Raw genomic sequence first — 19,125 nt, 5'->3', positions numbered from 1 at the left:
TAGCTGAATTTGCTATCCGGCGGAATCCAAATAAATTGCGGTCTCCGCCCCATCGCGGGGAACCGCATCGACGAGTCGAAGCTGTTTGGCCGTTGCGTCCCGCTGCTGGGCCAGAACAGGCTGCAACTGCGCGATGTCGTTGAGCAGTTTTCTCGCTTGGGCTTCAAACGCCACCGGCATGTCGCCGAGGTTCGCCGGCGGTGCCCATGGATCTGCGGAAAGATCCAGTAATTGGCTTTCATGGGACGCTGCTGCACGAAGCTGGCTCAACTCCGTGGCAAGACCATCCAAGAATGCCCCCCAAGCTTCTTCCTGTGACAAAGCGTCAGGCAACTCAGGCAAGGAATTCGCCACCGGTGGTGGACGCAGTTGTTGGCGCGGCCGCAGCATCATGCCAGGTCTGCCGCAGAGGTGCCATCAGCACGATAGCCTGCCGCGTGAGATCCGGGTTGCGCTTGATATTCGCGTCGATAAGCAGTTGGGTGACGAACGTGTAGATCCCTTGAAGCTCTTTCGCCCCGGACCAGACATCTGTATTCAAGCTGGACGCAAGTTCGGCGATGATTGCCTGTGCATGAACCAGGTTCTCCGAAGCAACCGCAAAATCGCCAGTGAGCTGTGCGGATTCGGCACGGTTCAGGTCCACCAGTAGACGGTCATAGAGCATGGTCAACAGACGTGCGGGGCTTGCCGAGAGAATTGCTTCACGATTGAGCTGTGCACGTTTCAACGCGGGATTCATCATGACTTCTTCTGTGTTGTTGGGAGCGAGGCAAGTTGCGAGGCAAGATATGAAGATTGGGCATTCATGTTGCTCATCTGGACTTCGAGAGCCGAGTAGATACGTTTGAGCGTCGCTTCGCGCTTATCCAATCGCAGGTCCCAATCCATGATCTGATCGTCCAAGCGTGACAGTGTGGATTCTTGTCCCTTGATGCGCGAGGTAATCACGCCATCGTATTTGTCTGACATATCGGTGGCGACCGTTGAGACGCGCGAGGAGATGGTTTGCAGCGTCGATTCGACTCGGGCGGGGTCTTCGGCCAGTGCCTTGGAGAATTTCTCCGCGTCGAATTCAACCTTTCCGTCCTTGGTGATTGAAATTCCGATTTCGGAGGGGGACTTCCCATCGATCGGCATGATCGCCGCATCCATGACTCGTTGCTTGACGGAGCGGGCCGTGCTGTCTCCGGTGAAGATCATGCCGCTGGTGGCACCACCGGTACCCGAGGTAACAGAAGAATTGACGTCAATGAATTTGAACAGATCATTCAATGATCCGACTAAATCGGAAGCAACTTTGGAGGTAGCCTCCTCGTCGCGTTGAACCGAGACGGTCTCAGGCTCGGTCGAGGTCTTGGAAACGGTGACGTCCACACCGGGCAGCAGCGCGGTAAACGTATTGCTGGACGAGGTAATTTTCTGCTCGGCCGTTGTCCCCGCCCAGAGCGTGGCCTCGGCGTCCTGCGCGGCCCGAATCTGAGTCATCGGAACCGCTGAGCCATCAATCGTAAATGAGTTCTCTGCTCCAGAATCAGTAGCGGAGAATTGCACGCGGTATTGTGCAACGCCGTTGGCATCCAGGCCGGCGGAAACCTTGACGGCCTTGACACCGGTTTCCGACGCGTTGACCGCGGTGATGATGTCGTCCAGCGAGTTTGAGCTAGCTGTAATTGCCGTTGACGTGCCACCGGTGGTGATGGTCAAACTTGCGGAATCCCATGCGGTGATGGGGTCGGTAACTTGCAGCTGGCTTTGCGCCAGCTTGTCAACGCGCAGGTCGAGGGACCCGGCAGTAGCGCCAGTGGAAGTTGTGACGGTCAGGCCCTCTGAGCTGCCTGTGGTCTTGAATAATTGCAGAGATTCAGGCTTGGCAAGCTTGGTAGATGCTGTAGCGAGATCCGCGACTTTAGTATTGAGCGCTTGCAATGCAGAGACCATGGTTTTGGTGGCACTGACTTTATTTTTCAGAAGCGTTTGAGGAATCGCCTCAATTTGCATGAGGGATTTGATCAGTGTGGTCGTATCCAGACCACTGGCCAGCCCATCAAGGGAAAGTCCCATGATTTCTCCGCTTCCTAATTTTGTGTTGATACCGCGAATCTCCCGCGGCAGAGGCTGAACTCTGCGAGTCGGCACCTGGCGCGGGAGATTGTTGGAGGTTTGGAATTTTGAGAATCACTGTCGTGGTTCAGAAAACCCCTAAGTGCTCTTTAGCTTTGACGCTTAGCCAAGAAGCTGCAGAACACCCTGGTTCGACTGGTTTGCCTGCGCGAGCATAGCGGTACCGGCCTGGGACAGGATGTTCGAACGGGTGAAGTTCACCATTTCGGCAGCCATATCAACGTCGCGGATACGCGACTCTGCTGACTGCAGGTTCTCGCGGGTCACGTTCAGGGTGTTAATAGTTGATTCGAACCGGTTTTGAACTGCACCAAGATCAGAACGTGCTGTCGATATATTCTTGATCTCGGCGTCTACGGCAGCAATTGTTGCCAGACGAGCCGTGGCGGCAGTTGCATCGTCAGTCGCAGTCGTTTGCTCAACGTCGATCGCGAGAACAGCGTCAGCTACAGTCGAAACGTTGGCAACGCTGAGGTCAATTCCGATCTGATCATCCGCAGCAACTGATCCAGCGCCAACCTGGAAAGTCAAAGTGCCAGTTGCAGTATCTGCTCGGTCCAGAAGGCTGATCCCATTGAAGTTCGTTGACGTTGCAATACGGCTAAGTTCGTCGCCCAGCGCAGTAATTTCCGTTTGGATTGCAGTTCGGGAATCAGCATTGTTCGAGTCGTTGCCTGCCTGTACGGTCAGGTCACGAACTCGTTGCAGGATCGAGTGGACCTCAGACAGGGCGCCTTCTGCGGTCTGGATGACCGAGATACCATCCTGCGCGTTGCGTGCGGCCACGTTCATGCCGTTGACCTGTGAACGCAGGCCTTCTGCGATGGACAGACCTGCAGCGTCATCGGCTGCACGGTTGATGCGCAGTCCCGAGGAGAGCTTCTCCAGTGACTTCGACAGGTCGTTCTGAGTGTTGGACAGGTTGCGGTGAGCGTTCAGAGCCGCAAGGTTGGTGTTGATCTGCATACCCATGGTGATTTCCTCCGTGAGACGGGTGTGTACGTACAAAGGTCCATCCGTGGACCTCGTACACCGACTATCGGCAGATCAAATTGACCGGTTAGCGTCGCGGCGGAAATTTTTTAGTAGGCGCTAGAGGGTGAGTCAAGAATGCGGCGGGTGACGCCGGACAATCCTTCGGACAAGTCCTGCAGATAGGTGGCTCGCCGCTTCTCCGCAGCACGGGTGAGTCCGGATACCGGGATTTCTGGTTGCTCCGGAACATAGTTCTTCTGCAAGCCCTCCCCCAGCAGCTTCATCGCAGCGGTCCGTCGTTGCGAGACGGCAGAATGGGTCACTCCCATTTCGGCAGCTACTTCCTTGACGGTGGATCCATCAAAGTACACGCGTTCAATGATGGTGCGCAGGTTCTCCGGCAAGGCAGCAACGGCTTGCCGGACTACCTTGGTACGTTCCGAGTCCAACACCGCATCTTCCGGGGTGCTGGTGTTCGAAACCAGGTAGTCATTCATTGCATCATCGATGGTGACCACGGAGCGCGCCGCATCGCTGAGGATTGCCCGGGTCTCCTCCATGCTGACACCGAGTGCCTGAGATATTTCGGAGGTTGTCGGTATCCGGCCCAGTGTCGCAGTCAGCGTCTCTTGGATGGCCCTGGTCTCGGTGATGCGCTTGCGGGCACCACGAGTGGCCCAGTCATTCGAGCGCATCTCATCTGCGAATGCACCCACGATTCGACGGCGGGCATAGGCACCAAACGGCACACCGAGCGTGCTGTCGAAAGAGTCTGCGGCGGTAATCAAGGCGACAGCTCCCACGGAGGCCATATCATCGCGTGAAAGATGGGTTGCCTTGGCGCACAGGTCGGCTACCAGGTAGCCAACGAGCGGGAGATTTTCCAACACAAGTTGGTTGCGCGCGGATCGATCCAACGTAGAATTCCTTGTCACTGAGCGTGTGCTTCTCCGTTGGTCCAGGTGTTTAAGGTAACGATCAATGCACAACGTCCATAAAGATACCAGACCAGATCCTGTGAATTAGCCGAATTTATGTAACAAAAGTACAACGCTTAACTGACCGTCCAGTAGCATACGCATAGCGTTTTAGGCACAGATGCCTTGATCTTCAACTAACGGAACCCCAAATTGAACCGATATATACTCTTGAATGGGGAATAACTGGGGATCAAAAAGTTCGGAGAAATTTAAAGTCGTGTATACCAACGAGCTCTCTGCATTGCTGTGGAAGGAACGAGAGCTTCTTGAGCTCTTGCAATTTAAGCTGGATGAACAGCATCTGCTGTTTGTTGCAGGCAAAACTCGGTGGCTTTCAATGGCCACGCGGGAAATTGAGAATGTCCTTGAAAAAGTAAATAATGCTGGACTAGTGCGCGCCATTGAAGCCAGCAAGGTGGCCATCGAGTGGGGACTCGACTCTCATGCGCCGCTTTCAGAAATTGCGAAGAGTGCTCCGGAAGGCATTGAGAAAGACTTGCTCTCGGCTCATTTGACCGCGTTGCGGCAGACAACCGAGGAAATTGCCCGGTTGAGGGATTCCAACGAGCAATATCTGCGTGCGGCCCATCGTTCCGCGCAGGAAACTCTTGCCCAGCTGGGAACGGATCCCACTCTCTATGGCCGAACAGGCGAACCGGATGCCCAATCATCCGCAGCCCAAGTCCTCGACACTAATCTCTAAGGATCCCGAGTGAGTACCTTTGGTGGTTTGAACACGGCACTTTCTGGCTTGAACGCAGCACGTATCGCCATGGAAACTGCGGGCAACAACTTGGCGAATGTCGGCACGACCGGCTACACGCGCCAACGCGCGGAATTCACCGCCGCGGGGCCGCTGGCCTCTTCCGGAGTTTTCGCTACGAAATCCGGTCCCGGACAGGGAACAGTTTTTACCGGAATTGCCCGTCTGGCAGATGCACATCTGGACGCCCGCGTTCGCGGAAGCATCTCCTTGGCAGCTCAGTCAGATACCAGTGCGGCAGCGTTGGACGACCTGCAATCGGTCTTGCGCGAACCAGGTGAGAACGGCCTGTCCGCGTTGCTCAACGATTTCTGGGCAGGTTGGGAAGAAGTCGCAAATTCCCCCGGAGATTCAGCTCCAGCCGTGGTGCTTCTGGAACGAGCCAACGCCATAGCCGAACGTGTGTCTTTGACCCGCAGTGAAATTTCAGATCAATTCGAAGCCCAGCACCGTTCATTGCGGAGCATGGTTGACGAAGTAAATACCGCTACGCAGACCGTCGCAGAGCTCAATGCACAGATCCGTTCGGTGCTGGCATCCGGAGGTTCCGCCAATTCACTCATGGACCAACGCGATCTCTACGCGCAGTCGCTAGCAGAGTTGACTGGAGCCAGCCTGCGCGAGCAGAGCGATGGCACGGTGGATCTGCTGGTGGATGGAAACCCAATTGTCTCTGGTGCTTCGGCATTTGCATTGCAGGTCGGTGGATCCACCGAATTGAACGGCGATATCCCACCAAGAGTGGAGTTCGCACACCGTCCGGGCCAAGCCGTAGCGCTGCAGGGCGGCCGCATGGCGGGCGCTGTCGCTCTTTTGGCTCCAGCCGATAGCGCCGGTACCGGTGGCGCACTAGCCGAAGCTCTCGCCTCCTTGGACTCGGTGGCTTCCCAGCTGGCAACACGGGTCAACGAGGTGCAGGCTCAGGGGCTCACTACCGCAGGAAAACCGGGGGCAGCGTTTTTCTCCTTTGACGATGGAAAGCTCAGCGTCTTGGCCACCGGGGCACAGGATCTCGCCACACGAAGCGTATCCGGAGGCGCCTTGGATGGCTCCAATGCTCTGACCATGGCTGACATTGCCAATGAATCAGCTGGCCCTGACGCATTGTGGACCAAGCTTGTTGTAGGACTGGGAGCAAAGGCTAAATCTGCAGCCGAGCAAGCTGTAGCCGCTGGTGTAGCCGCGCATTCTGCGGTCAGTGACAGGTTCGCCGCCTCCGCCGTATCAATTGATGAAGAGAACGTTTCTCTGATTGCCAATCAGCATGCCTTCCAAGGTGCGGCGCGGGTCATGACTGCGATTGATGAAATGCTCGATACCTTGATCAACCGAACAGGCCTTGTCGGACGCTAACGGGAGAAGGAACCGATGACTCGAATTACTCAGGCAGGACTCGGATTTAATACCGAGCGCAACCTGCAGTCCGCCATGGAACGTCTTGCCACCATCCAGAACAAGGCAAGCACGCAGAAGCAGATCAACTCTCCTAGTGATGATCCAGCAGGCACCGCAACTGCCATGCAGGTGCGCTCCGAACAGCGCCAAAATGACCAGTTCTCGCGCAATGCCGCCGATGCTATCGGCTGGCTATCTACAGCAGATGCAACCTTGAGTACCACCACCGATTTGCTGCAGCGTACTCGGGACCTGGTCCTGCGCGGAGCCAATGACGGCGCACTGAATCAAGAAGCAAAAAATGCCATTGCCATGGAACTTGAGCAGCTGCATGAGGAATTGAAGGTAGCGGCTAATACCCAGTACAACGGCCGGCTCATCTTTGCAGGGAGTTCGAATGCGTCCACCGCAGTGGGCGCAACAAATCAATTCTTGGATGGTAGCCCCGTGGAACGCAGAGTCGGCCCGAATTCCAACGTCCGAGTGGATGTTTCCGGAAGTGCGGTCTTCGGCGAAGGCGCCGATAGTGTCTTTGCTACGGTGCTGTCAATTGCCCAGGACCTGCGTGCCGGTGACAGCATCTCCGCACGGGTAGCAGAGGTGGACACTCACTTGCAGGCCGTTCTTGGTGAACAAGTGAAGATCGGCGTCCGCCACGCCTCCGTGCAAACCGCGGAATCAAAGCTTGCGACGGATGCAGTCACTCTGCAAGGCAAACTTGGCAGTGTCGAAGATATTGACCTTGCCTCGATGATTCTTCAGCTGAAGTCCCAAGAGGTTGCCTACCAAGCCGCGCTGAGCGCTGCCTCGCGTACACTTCAGCCCTCGCTCATGGACTTCCTCCGATGAGCCGCGTACTTCGTCCTGCGGTAGCCCTGCCAGGTTTCCCCGAAGCGACCACACTGAATCTGGAACCGGTGGACGGTGCCATGGGTCTGTATTCGGTGACCTCTGCTCAGGCACCGCACCTACGCTGGTTCGTGCTTGATGCCTCGGTGCACCTACCGGATTACGCACCTCAATTCACCGCGGACCAGTTGGCATTGCTCGGAAACCCAGATGCCGACTCGCGAAGCGTGCTGGTGGTGGTGAATACGTCGGACAGCAAAGTCAGTGCTAACCTGCTGGCACCGTTGCTTCTTCATACACAAACTGGCAGCTGCGCCCAATTGATCTTGGAAGGCCAAGAGTGGCCGCTGCGCTTTGAACTGGCCATGTGATTAGTTCTGCATGACCCGGTGCCGCATCTTGTGGCTTTCGGGTACATCACACCGAGACAACGATGTTTTGTTCCACCGTCCGATAGGCTGGAACTTATGGCCCAGGCATCAAATGACTCAACTCTTAACGACCAGTTCGCAGCGCTTCTCTCCCCCGAGGGTTGGTCGTTGCTCGCTACCATTGACCCTTCCATGGTGGCGTCCAAAGATTCGGCGTGGGCTCTGAATGAGAAACTCCGCAAAGAGGGACACGATGCAGCAGTAGTTCGAGCAGTGATCGCTCAAGCAGAACTTCGCTACCGCGGACGAGTCAAGTTTGGCCCCTTTGCCGACACCCTGATCTTTACCCCGGCCGGGTTGGAGCAATCCACTCGCCTGATGATCGCTGGGCTGCATGCACGCCGCTTTGAGCAAGCCCAAAGTAAGCACGTGGCAGACCTCGGTTGCGGCATTGGCGCCGACTCCATTGCCATGTCCAGCGCCGGCCTGAGGGTCACCGCGGTAGAGAAGGATGAGACGACGGCGGCTGCGGTCACGCTCAACCTCATGCCTTTTGAGAACGCCGAGGTGCGCCACGGCACCGCAGAAGATACTGACCTGACAGGAATTGACGCGGTCTGGCTGGACCCAGCACGGCGAACTGATATTTCTGGCTCCTCACGCCGGCTCTTTGATCCTGAAGCGTTCTCCCCTCCCCTGTCATTTGTGGAGAAACTAGTCGATGATGGTATGGATGTTGGCGTAAAGCTCGGTCCGGGAATACCTCACGAGGCCATCCCTGCAGGTGCCGAGGCCGTCTGGATGTCAGATCATGGCTCGGTCATTGAAGTTTGCCTGTGGTTCGGCAAACTTAAACGTCAAGACATTGCCCGTGCCGCGCTAGTCATCGATAAGAATGGCGCACACGAACTGACTAGCTCGGTCACCGTCGAGCAAGACGCCAAGGCACCTGTCGGAGAACTAGCGGCCCACATCTATGAACCAGATGGCGCGGTCATCCGCTCGCATCTCATAGGCACCATGCTTGAGCAGACCGGTGGACATCTCTTAGATGAGCACATCGCCTACTTCACCCATGCGGAAGAGATTAATACACCCTTTGCACGTGGTTTTGAAGTACTGGCGGTTCACGATTACAACGTGAAAAAGTTGCGCGGCTGGGTGAAGGCCAACGGTATTGGTTCCTTGGATATCAAGAAGCGCGGTGTGGATGTCACTCCGGAAGAGTTGCGTCGTATCTTGCTGTCCGGTTCCCCAAAGAGCGCCAAGAACAAGGCAACTCTCATCTTGGCCCGTCTGGGAGAAAAGCGCGTAGCCTTCGAAGTACTGCCCCACTAAGATCCTCGTTCCATGTCTTGCACTGAGCAAGCCCGGGGAGCAAATACAATGAGTATGGATATCCTCCGTTTTTGCGCGGGTAGCCACCACCCGCCCGCCATCTGGCTCGGAAGTTTCACGAGCCCATCACGCAATGAGGAGTTACGTGCAAAAGATCGAATTCGCCGACTCACCCCAATCAACTATCGGTGTTGAATGGGAAATTGCGTTGGTCAATCGTGAAAACGCTGACCTCTGTTCGGTGGCCGAGAAGGTGTTGGACAAGCTCAAAGAAGATGCTGGAATTCCAGCAGACCAAGAGCACCCCACCATCAAGCCTGAGTTGCTGATGAATACCGTGGAAGTTGTTACCGGAGTGCACCGCACCGTGGCTGATGCTGCCGATGAGCTGCGCGCCAACGTCCGGCGGCTCCGTGAAGTCACCGACCCCATGGGCGTAGATCTCTACTGCGCAGGCTCGCACCCTTTTGCTGCGCCAACTTCTCAGCCGGTCACCGACAAAGAACGCTATGCAAACCTGATTGACCGTACCCAATGGTGGGGACGGCAAATGGTCATCTACGGCATCCACGTACACGTAGGACTAGATGACCGCGAAAAGGCCCTGCCAATCACCGACGGTCTGATCAACTACCAGCCACACTTCCAGGCACTGAGCGCCTCCAGCCCCTACTGGGGTGGAGAAGACACCGGCTACGCTTCACAGCGTGCGTTAATGTTCCAGCAGCTTCCAACGGCTGGAATTCCATTCCACTTTGATTCGTGGTCCGAGTACGAAGCCTACGTGGCAGATATGCTCCACACCGGAGTCATCGATGACATCTCCGAGATTCGCTGGGACGTCCGCCCGGTCAACCGCCTGGGTACCGTGGAAATGCGTATCTGCGATGGTATGAGTTCGTTGGAAGACATCTCTGCCATCACTGCATTAACCCAGTGCCTGGTCCACGACATGTCATTGTCTCTTGAAGCCGGATACAAGATCCCTGTCATGCCTGCATGGCACCGAGTGGAGAATAAATGGCGTGCAGCGCGCTACGGACTGGACGCGATCATTATTCTCAACGCCCAAGGCGATGAAATGCTCGTAACAGACCACCTGCGCAACGAGGTGAAACGACTAACTCCGGTGGCCGAACAGCTTGGCTGTCGAGACGAACTTCAGGGAATCATCCGCCTCATTGAGCGCGGCGCCGGATACCAAATCCAACGACAGATTTTTGCGACCACTGGCGGCGACTTTAAAGCCGTGGTCAAGGACAACGTAGCGCAAATGAACGCTGTTTAGAAAGTATCTCGGAACCGGAAGTTCCGGCATCCAGCTCATGCAGTAGTCAAGATTTTCAATAACGCTTTTGGCTGCTGCTTCTGGATCGCTAGCTTCGATTGCGTCAACCAGTACTTCATGGCCCGCGTGCATGTAGCCATTGAATCCGTCGGCGAGCCGCTGATTTCGCTGGTGGCACGCATTTCTGCAATCAGTTCGGGTTCCGCAGAAATCCGGTCCCCACCTTGCGTTTATCTGTTTTGACGTGGTCTCCCGGCGCACGGAGCAGTTTTGATGGGGCTGCGATCACGCAGTCAATGCCGTGTTCTTGTAGGTGCCGGGCTAGTGGGTAGCCGGTAGGTCCGGCTTCGTAGACGGCTTTGGAAGCGGTGGGGAACTTTTGGATCCAGGAGAGAACCACTTCGGGTTCTGAGGACATTTTGGTTCGTGAGACTTCGCCGGTGGCTGTATTCAGCGCGCAGGCGACAACGGTTTGGGCATGGACATCCAAACCAATAAAGGTACTCTGAAACATGTCGGGGCCTCCCTTGCCTCAAATGCTGGCACTACCAGTGAACACCCGCAGGCCACTGGTCTGAAAGGGGTGTTGGTACTGGGTAACCCACGAGAGATTGAGATCGTGGTGGCCCCGACGCTCCCTTCACCTCATATTGTCTAAAATCGCGGGGACTTTCGCTTGGATGTGGCAGTGGAGTCAGTCCGCGTGCGGGGCCTAGCTCTTTCGAGTAGGGGGTGCTGGTGGCATTGGTGGGTCAATCTTGATGCTGATGAACCAGTCGGTGCTCTTTATAGGCTGGCCTTCACGTGTTTCCATTGGCATTTGTGGATTTAGTACTTCCCCTGGAGCGAAAGAAGTGAGTTGTCCACCTCGGTTTCCGTTGTAGCCTGAAGCGAAATCATCGCTTGCAATCTGTCCGCCAGGAAAGAGTATTTCTGCGGCATCATCAAGCGCCTTCTGATTTTCGTCAGGTGTGCATACTCCCTTCTCGGTGATGTTTACGGATTTCCGGTCCGTGACTTCGTGCGTAATTTCAGTGCCGTCATTCGTACCGCTGACACGGTAATTGGCAGCTCTCGGGTAAGCCTTGGAAACCACTTCACTTGCCTCGGCTATCCGCTGCGATGCTGCATCCACAAGATCCTGAGGATACTGTCCGCCTGTGGAATCACCTTTTTGTACGCGATTGCGCTCATCTGAACTCATGACCTGATTGTATGCGGGTTTTGCTCTTATCAGTAGGCAGTACGCGCAGGGAGCAGCTGATTTGGTTCCATCTCGATGCTGAAGTGAACATTGAAGTAGGTGCCGTTGAACTCCTTGACTCGATAGCACCAACTGCGACCGGTGCCAGCGATCGTTGCTTCCCGTTTTGATAGCCCCTAAAAAGAGGATCCTTGAGGCTGCCGGCTGACCAATCTCGGCATGGTGTCCTGCCTCTGTCTAACCAATGATCCGAATCTATGTCTGTCAAACCGCGAACTAAACGTTTTCGCATTTGACGGAAGCAACCAGTATCCGGAAGACTTGTCGCACCAAATAGCGTTTGATGCAACGACGAGTCCATTTGTCCGTCTTGCGCTGTCCACAGCGTTTTTCAACGTATGCACGTGTCTCGTCGTAGTGGGCCATCCTCACGACTGTAGACATGGGTAGGGCACTGTTCAACGTGCTATCACCAACTCTATTGAGCCGGTGTCTGCTCGTATTCATATAGGACGATGAGACGGAATTCGCCCCGGCTAGGCAGCCGATCGCTGTCTAGTCGCGGAGACTTCCTTCGTGAGACCAGGGAACGAAGCACTTGTCCGCAGTCACTGCGCCAGTCTCGGGTACTTCAAGCAGATGGGGCTGCCTCGCTGGCATTGATTCAATCACCTAACTGGCGTTCTTTGGTAGCCAGTTGGGCGTCCAGCTCCAAAATGTGCTTGGCCAACCGAACTATCTTGGTCTTCGCAATCGGCACGGAGAGTTGCTCATCGCGGTAGCGCCACCGGCTGACTTCCTCCATCTGAACTCGTGTTAACGTCTTGCGGGCGTCGGTTCCCAACGCATTGCTGCGAACCAACACGTTCAGCGCGTTGACCGACCGCGTACGATCTTTAGACATCGAGACCCGGGAATTCGTAAGGATGCGAATGCCTTGCCTGATCCCTTCATTCAAACGGGGACGGCGCAATTGCTCTTCGTCCAGTGACAACGTGGCCATCGCTATCCGATGAGCGTCCAATGAATCTGTTTTCCCGATCCATCAGTTATTCTTTTCGCTTTCGTCCGCCAGCACCCAGTGCTGGCTTGATTCATCGATAATGTGCTTTTGCAGGTTGGCGCTGGTTGACCAGCGCTGGATTTGTTCGCGTAGGGCCGCGCGCTTTGGAGCGTCGAAGCTACTGTCTCGGTCAGGATCAGGCACCGCACCCACGAGCAGCTGAGTATATGGATGGCTCGGGTTATCTAGCAGATGCACGGATTCCCCTGATTCCACGATTCGCCCCTCGTTGAGCACAGCAATTCGGTCCGAGAGGTAACGGGCCGAAGCCAGATCATGGGTGACGTACAAGATGGTGATCCCATGCTCGTCACGCAGCTTATGCAGCAGGTTCAACACACCAATGCGCACCGAGACGTCCAGCATTGAAGTCGGTTCGTCGGCCAGAATGATGCTCGGCTTGGCCGCCAGCACTCGGGCAATCGCGATACGTTGACGCTGGCCGCCAGAGAGCTCATGTGGGAAGGAGGAGAGCACATCCGGGCTGAGACCCACGGTGCTCACCAGCTTTGCCATTTCACTGCGCTTTGACTTAATTTCTGGCTGGTGCAGAGCCAAAGCGCGTTCTAAGATATGCTCCACGCGGAAGGTAGGATTCAGCGAACCGAAGGGGTCTTGGAAGACCATCTGCACTTCGCTGCGGTACTTGCGCACCGCTGCCCCCTTCAGCCCCGCAATATCTTTTCCATTGACTAGAACCTCACCGGAATCCGGAGTTTCAAGCAGCGCAAGACAACGGGCCAGCGTTGACTTGCCGGATCCCGACTCTCCCACCAGTGCCACGATTTCCCCGCGTTGCATCTCCAGATCGATATCCCGCAAGGCAGGAATTTTCTTTCGACTAAATAACGCGGAGCTGGTGAACGATTTGCTCAGCGAACGGATTCGCACGGCCGGACCCACTGCGGTCCGCTGGGTAGCAATTGAAGTCATAGCAGTTCTCCTTGCGAGAGCACAGGCTGATCCGAGGGAGCCACCCAATGACCCTCGCCGGTGTCTTCCAGATCCTGGATGTTGGTGAATTTGGTACCTTCGGCCAGCCCGGTGAGTTTAACCCTTGGGCCATGCAGGGGTGGGAAAGCTCCCAGCAGCGCTTGAGTATAGGGGTGCCGGGAACCATGGCGCAGTGTTGTTGCCGGAGCCAGCTCCACAATACGACCGCCATACATGATGCCAATACGGTCAGAGAGTTCAAGCATCAACGACATGTCGTGGGTGATGAACAGAATCGCGAAGCCGAGTTCTTTTTGCAGTTCACGGATCTGCTCCAAGATCTCCTGCTGCACCACCACATCTAGCGCAGTAGTAGGTTCATCAAGGATCAACAGCCGCGGGTTCAAAGCACAGGCCATGGCGATGACAATGCGTTGGCGCTGGCCTCCGGAAAGCTGGTGCGGGTAAGCGCGCAACCGTACCGGATCGATGCGCACCATCTTAAGCAGTTCGTGGGCACGATGCAGCGCGGCCGCCCGGGTACCACCACGGTGAGTGCGGATCACGTCGATGAATTGCTCACCGATACGGGTGACCGGGTTCAGGGAGTTCATGGCCGACTGGAACACCATGGCCACGTTATTCCAACGCCAGGCACGCAACGCTGCCTCATCCATGCCCAGCACGTCCGTGCCGTCAAAGAGGACTTTGCCGTTGCTGATCCGGGCAGGGTCCTTGAGCAGACGCATGATCGAGTTCGCGATCGTGGACTTGCCGCAGCCGGACTCGCCGGCCAGGCCAAAGATCTCACCGGGATGGATGGTGAAGCTGACCCGGTCCGCACCGCGGACCGCACGCTCGTCGCTGACGTATTCGACGGTCAGGTCCTGAACTTCCAATACCGGGACGCTCATTTTTCTTCCTTTCGCGCCACGGTGGTTGCCGCGGTGCTCTTCGTTGCATGCTTGGGCCGGCGCAGGCGCGGGTTGGTAATCTCATCTACCGCGTAGTTGCACAACGCCAAGGCGAAGGCCACCAACGCAATAGCCAGACCCGATGGAACAAAAATCCACCACTGGCCGAGCATCAGCGAACCATCGCTGGTAGCCCAGAACAGGTTGGTACCCCAGGAGAGCGTGTTGACGTCTCCCAGACCCAGGAATTCGAGCCCGGCCTGGGCACCAATGGAACCGATGATGCAGCCCAGCAGGGTGGTCATGACCACCGAGGCCATATTGGGCAAGATCTCGCGCACCATAATGCGCAGTGGACGTTCACCGGATACCTGAGCGGCCGCCACATAATCTTTGCCCCGAATGGACATGGCTTGAGAACGCATGACGCGGGCACTACCGGCCCAACCGGTAATCACCAGCACCACGATAACCGTTCCAAGGCCCGGCGGCATGAATGCTGCCAGGATGACCAACAACGGCAGACCAGGAACCAGCAGGAACACGTTGGTCACCAGTGAGAGCGCCTCGTCCAGGCCACGGCCGAAGTACGCACCGCTCAAACCGATCAGCACGCCGATCACGGTGGACAAGATCCCAGCGGCAAAGCCGACAAATAGCGAGGAGCGCGCGCCCCACAAGGTCAATCCAAGGACGTCTTGGCCCTTAGTGGTGGTGCCCAGCCAGTGCTCCAGACTCGGAGCTGCGGCACCGGCAGAGGTGATGCGCGCCGGATCTCCCGGGAAGAACACCGGGGCCAGCAGGGCCAGCGCAATGAACACTACAATGATGCTCAGCCCGGCCACCGCCTTTCCGTTGCGCAACAAGGTACGCAACAGGCGTGTGGCGCCCAGTCGAGCGCGGTCCGTGGCACTTTCTGCCGCTGGGTCCTCGGGAGTCAAGGTCAGAGGATCTGTGGTTATCTGGCTCATGAGGTTCAGCCCTTCCGCACACGAGGGTCAAGTCGGACGTAGACCAGGTCTACAAGGAAGTTCGCGATTAGCACCGCGGCGGTAATGGTCAGGAACATGCCCTGCATCAAGGGGTAGTCAAGGCCTTGGACTGCAGCGAGCAGCTGGTAGCCAACGCCCGGGTAGGCGAACACTACTTCGGTGAGCAAGGCTCCACCGACGATAAACCCGATGCTCATGCCCATGCTTGTCACTGAAGGCAGCATTGCATTGCGTGCCGCATAGTTCAGCATGATGCGGTGCGGGCGCAGACCCTTGGCCTCCGCCATCAGGATGTAATCCTCGGAGTTGGTGGCGATCATGGTGTTGCGCATGCCCAGCATCCAGCCGCCCAAGGACACCAGCACAATGGTTAGTGCCGGCAGGAACAGGTGAGCTGCCACATCCAAAATGAATTCAAGGTTGAATCCGGGGACCAGACCCACCGAGAAAGCATGGCGCATCGGGGCGACACCCATATTGATGCCGAAGATATATAGCGCACCCATGGCGAGCCAGAAGTACGGGAAGGAACCAATGAATACCAGCAGTGGCGGAGCCACCGAGTCCAGGAAACCGCCACGGCGCCAGGCCGCCAGGATACCCAGCAGGTTGCCGAGGATTACGGCGATCACCAATGAGGTGATACCGAGCAGCAGGGTCCACGGCAGTTGAGAGGCGATAACTTCGGAGACTGGCGTGGGGAAACGGGAAATCGACATTCCGAAATCGCCGGTGAGGATGCGGCCAAGGTAGCTGAAATATTCGGGGATCAGCGGGCCGCCGTCTACGCCCATCATGGTGCGTAGCGCGTCGACCTGCTGTGGTTCGAGGCGTTGCTGCGAGCGGGAAAGCATGCGGGTGACCGGGTCACCGGGCATCAGCCGCGGCAGCAGAAAGTTTAGCGTGATGGACGCCCAGAAGGCTAGCAGGTAAAAGCCCAGACGCCGGAAGAGGAAGCTCATAATATGTGTCCTTCACGAAAGATCGCGTCGTGGTGGGCAGCCAGAGGCCGCCCACCACGTGGGAGCTTGATGTTATTTCGCGGGTTCTAGGTTGGTGAGCACCAGCACGGTGGTCGGTGCGCGGTTGCTCAGAGTCGCGTAAGGGTTTTCCTCGGTGGGCCAGCCAACAAAATTCTCGGTGGTGTAGGCACCCCACTCCGGGCCAGGGAACAACGGCACAACCGGAGCTAGTTCGCTATACAGCGACTGCAAGTCATTGATGACCTGCTTCTGCTCGCCTTCATCACCGGTAGCAACAAACTTGTTCAGCAGGTCATCTGATTTTTTGTCGCTGAAGCGGTGGTAGTTGTCAAAGGTCTGCTTGCCGACCGGCTTGACGTTTTCGCTTCCCATGAGGTTCAGGTAGTACTGATACGGGGTCGGAGCGTTAGCCGTCCAGACGATGCCGGTATCAAATTCACCGGTCTCGTAGGCTGCGGTCACCGCGGCCCAGTCAGGGGAATCGACGGTGGCTTTAATGCCCACGTCCTGAAGGTTCTGCGCGATAATGTTTGCTACCGACAGCCAGTCAGTGGAGCTTGAACCCACGGAGATGTCGAAGGTGAATGGTTTACCGTCTGGGGTGGTGCGCTGTCCTTGGGCGTTTTCCTTGTAGCCAGCTTCATCCAGCAACTTCTTGGCGCCCTCAAGATCGCGCTTAGTCCAGTCGCATTTCTCCACGACCGAGGCATCACGCCACTTGTCGTAGTTGCCCGACAGTCCGGTGCAGTCGGCCGGAACGGTGTAGTCACTCATGCCAACCTTGACCGCCTGTTCACGGTCAACGGCCATGCTTAGTGCTTTGCGCACCCGCACGTCGGAGAATTCTTCCTTGGTGGTGTTTAGCTGCCAGTTGATCTCGGAGCCTGTGGTTGGGAACCAGTAGTGGCGGTGTTCTGGATCTTTATCCACATAGGTGGTCTGGATGTCTGGCATGTAGGTCTGAGTCCAGTCGACATCGCCGGAGATGGCGGCCAGGTTGGCACCGTCGTTGCCGGCGAAGGCGAGCATCCGGATGCCGCCAAGCTTCTGCTTCTCGGGCTGCCAGTAGTACGGGTTCTTTTGCAGCTCGAAAGACTGGGCCTGGAAGTTGGCAATCTCGGTGTATGGGCCGGTGCCGACCGGGGTCGGGTTCTCTTCGTTGCCTGGCTTGTCGAACTTGGACCAGATGTGCGCAGGCACGATAACCTGCTGCCCCAATTCGTACAGTGCCGGGGCGAAAGCCTTCTTGAAGGTAAACTCCACGGTGGTCTTATCCGGGGTCTTGATGGACTTCAGGTAGTCGTAGCCGCCGAGCAGTTCCTTCTGCAGTTCCACCGAAAGCTTCACGTCCTCGGAGGTCAGCTCGGTGCCATCGGAGAACTTGACTCCCGGACGCAGATTAAAGGTCAGCGACTTGCCGTCGGTGCCCGCTTCCCAGTCGGTGGCCAGCCAAGGCACCGTGTCGCCGCCGGCAGGGTTGTAAACCAGCATGGACTCATAGATGGACTGGCCGGTCATTGGCGCGGCGTTGGGCGAGAACGGGTTGAAGTTCTTGGAGAAGGTACCCATGTCTTCACGCGGGATGGTGAGGAACGCTGAGCTGGTTGTTGCTCCGTCAGCTTCGGTTCCGCCTGGGTTTGATGCGACGCATCCGGTCAGCGCGAGTGCGCCGACCGCTGCGGTCGCAGCCACGGCAAGGTGCGCGCGGCGTAAGTATTTGACTATCATGGAAGTTCCTCATCCATTCATGTGATGTGTAGCGGAGGGGAAGCTCATCTTTGGCCGTGCATGGCCACAGATGAACGAATGCGTGGAGGGCAGCCGATGGTAATTTGGCGATTCTCAATCGGTGAGCCCTCTACCATTTGATTCAGTAATGACACCCCTGCCATACCCATTTCTTCAAAGGGCAGGGCGATGGTTGTCAGTTTTGGTCGCATATGTGGTGCCAGAATCTCTTGATCATCAAAACCGACGATTGAGATGTCTTCCCCCACTCGCAAACCGAGTTCCTTGATTGCGTCATAGGCTCCCATGGCGATCCGGTCATTACCGCAAAAAATTGCGGTTGGCGGATCTGGTTGAGCCAGTAACTCTTGAGTTCCGTGATATCCGCTATCGGCGGTACCGTCACCGGCAACAATCTTTGACTCTTCTTGGCTAAGTCCATGATCACGCAGAGCCTGCTTCATACCGGTTTGGCGCCCGATCTGAGCAGGGATTCCTTGGGCAACAGTGATATGGCCAATGTTGGTGTGTCCAGCCCGTGCGAGGATCTCGGCGGCGGCGTAACCGCCTGCCACTTCGTCCGGGACGATTGATGGAAATTCTCCCTCGGCGTCGAAGCAGTTGACCAGAACGCAGGGAACCGATTTTGCATTCTCTGGCACGATGATTTCTCGGTGCCAGGTGGTTGCAATGATCAGCCCGCCTACCTGTTGTTCAAGGAGCTTCTCCACCGCGAGCATTTCCATGCCGGGGTCATCATCGCTGGGTGCGATGAGCAGAAAGTTTCCATCTTTCCACGCCGAGCGTTGTGCTCCCTTGATCACGTCGGTAGCAAAGGGTGATGTAGCAATCTCGGTCACCAGACCGAACCAGGCGCTGCGTTTGCTAGCCAGAGTTCGTGCGGCCGCATTGGGGCGGTAGCCCAGCATGCGTGCCGTCTGGTTGATTCTCTCTCTCGTGGCTTCGGGGATATTTGCTTCCATCCGGCCATTGAGCACAAATGAGACAGTTGTTCGGCTTACGCCGGCTGCCTTGGCGACATCGGCCATGGTCACGGATTGCTGCGTCATTTCCCCTCCTCCCCCTTGAGATCAATGCGAAACTGTCCGTATTGCAGATTTGCTAACACGATTCAGTAACGCGCGTTACTACGCTGAGAAATAAGGTATGGCTCTCGCAGTTCAAAAGCGGTTCTGAAAACCCATTGATCACGGCGCGTTAAACC

Annotated in this window: 20 protein-coding genes; 6 read left to right on the top strand and 14 right to left on the bottom strand. The window is 56.6% G+C overall.

Annotated elements, in window-relative coordinates; all coding sequences use genetic code 11:
* Nucleotides 1-12 precede the first annotated feature (12 nt).
* From IEX04_RS14900 to IEX04_RS14880, 5 genes are all read right to left on the bottom strand, one after another.
* The gene (locus tag IEX04_RS14900; RefSeq protein ID WP_229677177.1) at nt 13-342 is read right to left on the bottom strand and encodes a hypothetical protein; all 330 of its coding nucleotides are present in this window, start codon (nt 340-342) and stop codon (nt 13-15) included.
* The gene (locus IEX04_RS14895) at nt 335-745 is read right to left on the bottom strand and encodes a flagellar export chaperone FliS (RefSeq protein WP_229677176.1); all 411 of its coding nucleotides are present in this window, start codon (nt 743-745) and stop codon (nt 335-337) included. The genes IEX04_RS14900 and IEX04_RS14895 overlap by 8 nt, the downstream gene beginning before the upstream one ends.
* Entirely contained in the window at nt 742-2,064 is a 1,323-nt protein-coding gene (gene fliD, locus IEX04_RS14890; RefSeq protein WP_188686739.1) for a flagellar filament capping protein FliD, read from the bottom strand. The genes IEX04_RS14895 and fliD overlap by 4 nt, the downstream gene beginning before the upstream one ends.
* A gap of 162 nt (nt 2,065-2,226) precedes the next feature.
* Entirely contained in the window at nt 2,227-3,096 is an 870-nt protein-coding gene (locus tag IEX04_RS14885) for a flagellin N-terminal helical domain-containing protein (protein ID WP_194446462.1), read from the bottom strand.
* A gap of 110 nt (nt 3,097-3,206) precedes the next feature.
* A complete protein-coding gene (locus IEX04_RS14880) occupies nt 3,207-4,016 on the bottom strand; it encodes a sigma-70 family RNA polymerase sigma factor (protein ID WP_188686737.1) in 810 nt (269 codons plus the stop codon).
* Between the two features lie 235 nt (nt 4,017-4,251).
* Between IEX04_RS14880 and IEX04_RS14875 the strand changes: the two genes are divergently transcribed.
* The 6 genes from IEX04_RS14875 to IEX04_RS14850 all read left to right on the top strand — a co-directional run bounded on the left by IEX04_RS14875 (nt 4,252) and on the right by IEX04_RS14850 (nt 10,083).
* On the top strand, nt 4,252-4,782 hold the full coding sequence (locus tag IEX04_RS14875; RefSeq protein WP_229677175.1) for a flagellar protein FlgN: 531 nt from the start codon (nt 4,252-4,254) through the stop codon (nt 4,780-4,782).
* Between the two features lie 9 nt (nt 4,783-4,791).
* A complete protein-coding gene (gene flgK / locus IEX04_RS14870; protein ID WP_188686731.1) occupies nt 4,792-6,195 on the top strand; it encodes a flagellar hook-associated protein FlgK in 1,404 nt (467 codons plus the stop codon).
* 15 nt (nt 6,196-6,210) lie between these two features.
* On the top strand, nt 6,211-7,086 hold the full coding sequence (gene flgL, locus IEX04_RS14865) for a flagellar hook-associated protein FlgL (protein ID WP_188686728.1): 876 nt from the start codon (nt 6,211-6,213) through the stop codon (nt 7,084-7,086).
* Nucleotides 7,083-7,457: a flagellar assembly protein FliW gene (locus tag IEX04_RS14860; protein ID WP_188686725.1), complete on the top strand. Its 375-nt coding sequence runs from the start codon at nt 7,083-7,085 to the stop codon at nt 7,455-7,457. The genes flgL and IEX04_RS14860 overlap by 4 nt, the downstream gene beginning before the upstream one ends.
* 96 nt (nt 7,458-7,553) lie before the next feature.
* Nucleotides 7,554-8,795, top strand: a complete 1,242-nt coding sequence (locus IEX04_RS14855) for a THUMP-like domain-containing protein (RefSeq protein ID WP_188686722.1) — start codon at nt 7,554-7,556, stop codon at nt 8,793-8,795.
* 145 nt (nt 8,796-8,940) lie between these two features.
* Nucleotides 8,941-10,083 carry a glutamate--cysteine ligase gene (locus tag IEX04_RS14850; RefSeq protein WP_229677174.1) on the top strand — a complete coding sequence of 381 codons (1,143 nt, stop codon included), beginning with the start codon at nt 8,941-8,943 and terminating at the stop codon, nt 10,081-10,083.
* 190 nt (nt 10,084-10,273) lie between these two features.
* Here the strand turns inward: IEX04_RS14850 and IEX04_RS14845 are convergent, their stop codons facing one another.
* The 9 genes from IEX04_RS14845 to IEX04_RS14805 all read right to left on the bottom strand — a co-directional run bounded on the left by IEX04_RS14845 (nt 10,274) and on the right by IEX04_RS14805 (nt 18,970).
* Complete coding sequence (locus tag IEX04_RS14845; protein ID WP_188686716.1) at nt 10,274-10,597, bottom strand: transposase; 324 nt, start codon at nt 10,595-10,597, stop codon at nt 10,274-10,276.
* Between the two features lie 198 nt (nt 10,598-10,795).
* Nucleotides 10,796-11,287 carry a hypothetical protein gene (locus IEX04_RS14840; RefSeq protein ID WP_188686713.1) on the bottom strand — a complete coding sequence of 164 codons (492 nt, stop codon included), beginning with the start codon at nt 11,285-11,287 and terminating at the stop codon, nt 10,796-10,798.
* A gap of 664 nt (nt 11,288-11,951) precedes the next feature.
* On the bottom strand, nt 11,952-12,290 hold the full coding sequence (locus IEX04_RS14835) for a hypothetical protein (protein WP_194446461.1): 339 nt from the start codon (nt 12,288-12,290) through the stop codon (nt 11,952-11,954).
* A gap of 42 nt (nt 12,291-12,332) precedes the next feature.
* The gene (locus IEX04_RS14830; RefSeq protein WP_188686706.1) at nt 12,333-13,283 is read right to left on the bottom strand and encodes an ABC transporter ATP-binding protein; all 951 of its coding nucleotides are present in this window, start codon (nt 13,281-13,283) and stop codon (nt 12,333-12,335) included.
* Nucleotides 13,280-14,197, bottom strand: coding sequence for an ABC transporter ATP-binding protein (locus IEX04_RS14825; RefSeq protein ID WP_188686703.1), 918 nt, complete (start codon nt 14,195-14,197; stop codon nt 13,280-13,282). The genes IEX04_RS14830 and IEX04_RS14825 overlap by 4 nt, the downstream gene beginning before the upstream one ends.
* A complete protein-coding gene (locus tag IEX04_RS14820; RefSeq protein WP_188686701.1) occupies nt 14,194-15,168 on the bottom strand; it encodes an ABC transporter permease in 975 nt (324 codons plus the stop codon). Before IEX04_RS14820 ends, IEX04_RS14825 begins: the two co-directional genes overlap by 4 nt.
* A 5-nt stretch (nt 15,169-15,173) precedes the next feature.
* Entirely contained in the window at nt 15,174-16,151 is a 978-nt protein-coding gene (locus IEX04_RS14815) for an ABC transporter permease (protein WP_096256852.1), read from the bottom strand.
* A gap of 72 nt (nt 16,152-16,223) precedes the next feature.
* Nucleotides 16,224-17,900: an ABC transporter substrate-binding protein gene (locus IEX04_RS14810; protein WP_188686700.1), complete on the bottom strand. Its 1,677-nt coding sequence runs from the start codon at nt 17,898-17,900 to the stop codon at nt 16,224-16,226.
* Between the two features lie 44 nt (nt 17,901-17,944).
* A complete protein-coding gene (locus IEX04_RS14805; RefSeq protein WP_188686698.1) occupies nt 17,945-18,970 on the bottom strand; it encodes a LacI family DNA-binding transcriptional regulator in 1,026 nt (341 codons plus the stop codon).
* Nucleotides 18,971-19,125: the final 155 nt, after the last annotated feature.

This window comes from Glutamicibacter ardleyensis (assembly GCF_014644555.1).
GTDB classification, from domain to species: Bacteria; Actinomycetota; Actinomycetes; order Actinomycetales; family Micrococcaceae; genus Glutamicibacter; species Glutamicibacter bergerei.
Note: the sequence above shows the minus strand (reverse complement) of the source record. Positions and strands in the feature narration are given on the sequence as shown.

Excerpts from the sequence above, each read along its gene's own strand:
- IEX04_RS14895 (WP_229677176.1), bottom strand. The coding sequence starts at position 745 with ATGATGAATCCCGCGTTGAAACGTGCACAGCTCAATCGTGAAGCAATT.
- fliD (WP_188686739.1), bottom strand. The coding sequence starts at position 2,064 with ATGGGACTTTCCCTTGATGGGCTGGCCAGTGGTCTGGATACGACCACA.
- IEX04_RS14885 (WP_194446462.1), bottom strand. The coding sequence starts at position 3,096 with ATGGGTATGCAGATCAACACCAACCTTGCGGCTCTGAACGCTCACCGC.
- IEX04_RS14875 (WP_229677175.1), top strand. The coding sequence starts at position 4,252 with ATGGGGAATAACTGGGGATCAAAAAGTTCGGAGAAATTTAAAGTCGTG.
- flgL (WP_188686728.1), top strand. The coding sequence starts at position 6,211 with ATGACTCGAATTACTCAGGCAGGACTCGGATTTAATACCGAGCGCAAC.
- IEX04_RS14860 (WP_188686725.1), top strand. The coding sequence starts at position 7,083 with ATGAGCCGCGTACTTCGTCCTGCGGTAGCCCTGCCAGGTTTCCCCGAA.
- IEX04_RS14855 (WP_188686722.1), top strand. The coding sequence starts at position 7,554 with ATGGCCCAGGCATCAAATGACTCAACTCTTAACGACCAGTTCGCAGCG.
- IEX04_RS14845 (WP_188686716.1), bottom strand. The coding sequence starts at position 10,597 with ATGTTTCAGAGTACCTTTATTGGTTTGGATGTCCATGCCCAAACCGTT.
- IEX04_RS14840 (WP_188686713.1), bottom strand. The coding sequence starts at position 11,287 with ATGAGTTCAGATGAGCGCAATCGCGTACAAAAAGGTGATTCCACAGGC.
- IEX04_RS14835 (WP_194446461.1), bottom strand. The coding sequence starts at position 12,290 with ATGGCCACGTTGTCACTGGACGAAGAGCAATTGCGCCGTCCCCGTTTG.
- IEX04_RS14830 (WP_188686706.1), bottom strand. The coding sequence starts at position 13,283 with ATGACTTCAATTGCTACCCAGCGGACCGCAGTGGGTCCGGCCGTGCGA.
- IEX04_RS14825 (WP_188686703.1), bottom strand. The coding sequence starts at position 14,197 with ATGAGCGTCCCGGTATTGGAAGTTCAGGACCTGACCGTCGAATACGTC.
- IEX04_RS14820 (WP_188686701.1), bottom strand. The coding sequence starts at position 15,168 with ATGAGCCAGATAACCACAGATCCTCTGACCTTGACTCCCGAGGACCCA.
- IEX04_RS14815 (WP_096256852.1), bottom strand. The coding sequence starts at position 16,151 with ATGAGCTTCCTCTTCCGGCGTCTGGGCTTTTACCTGCTAGCCTTCTGG.
- IEX04_RS14810 (WP_188686700.1), bottom strand. The coding sequence starts at position 17,900 with ATGATAGTCAAATACTTACGCCGCGCGCACCTTGCCGTGGCTGCGACC.
- IEX04_RS14805 (WP_188686698.1), bottom strand. The coding sequence starts at position 18,970 with ATGACGCAGCAATCCGTGACCATGGCCGATGTCGCCAAGGCAGCCGGC.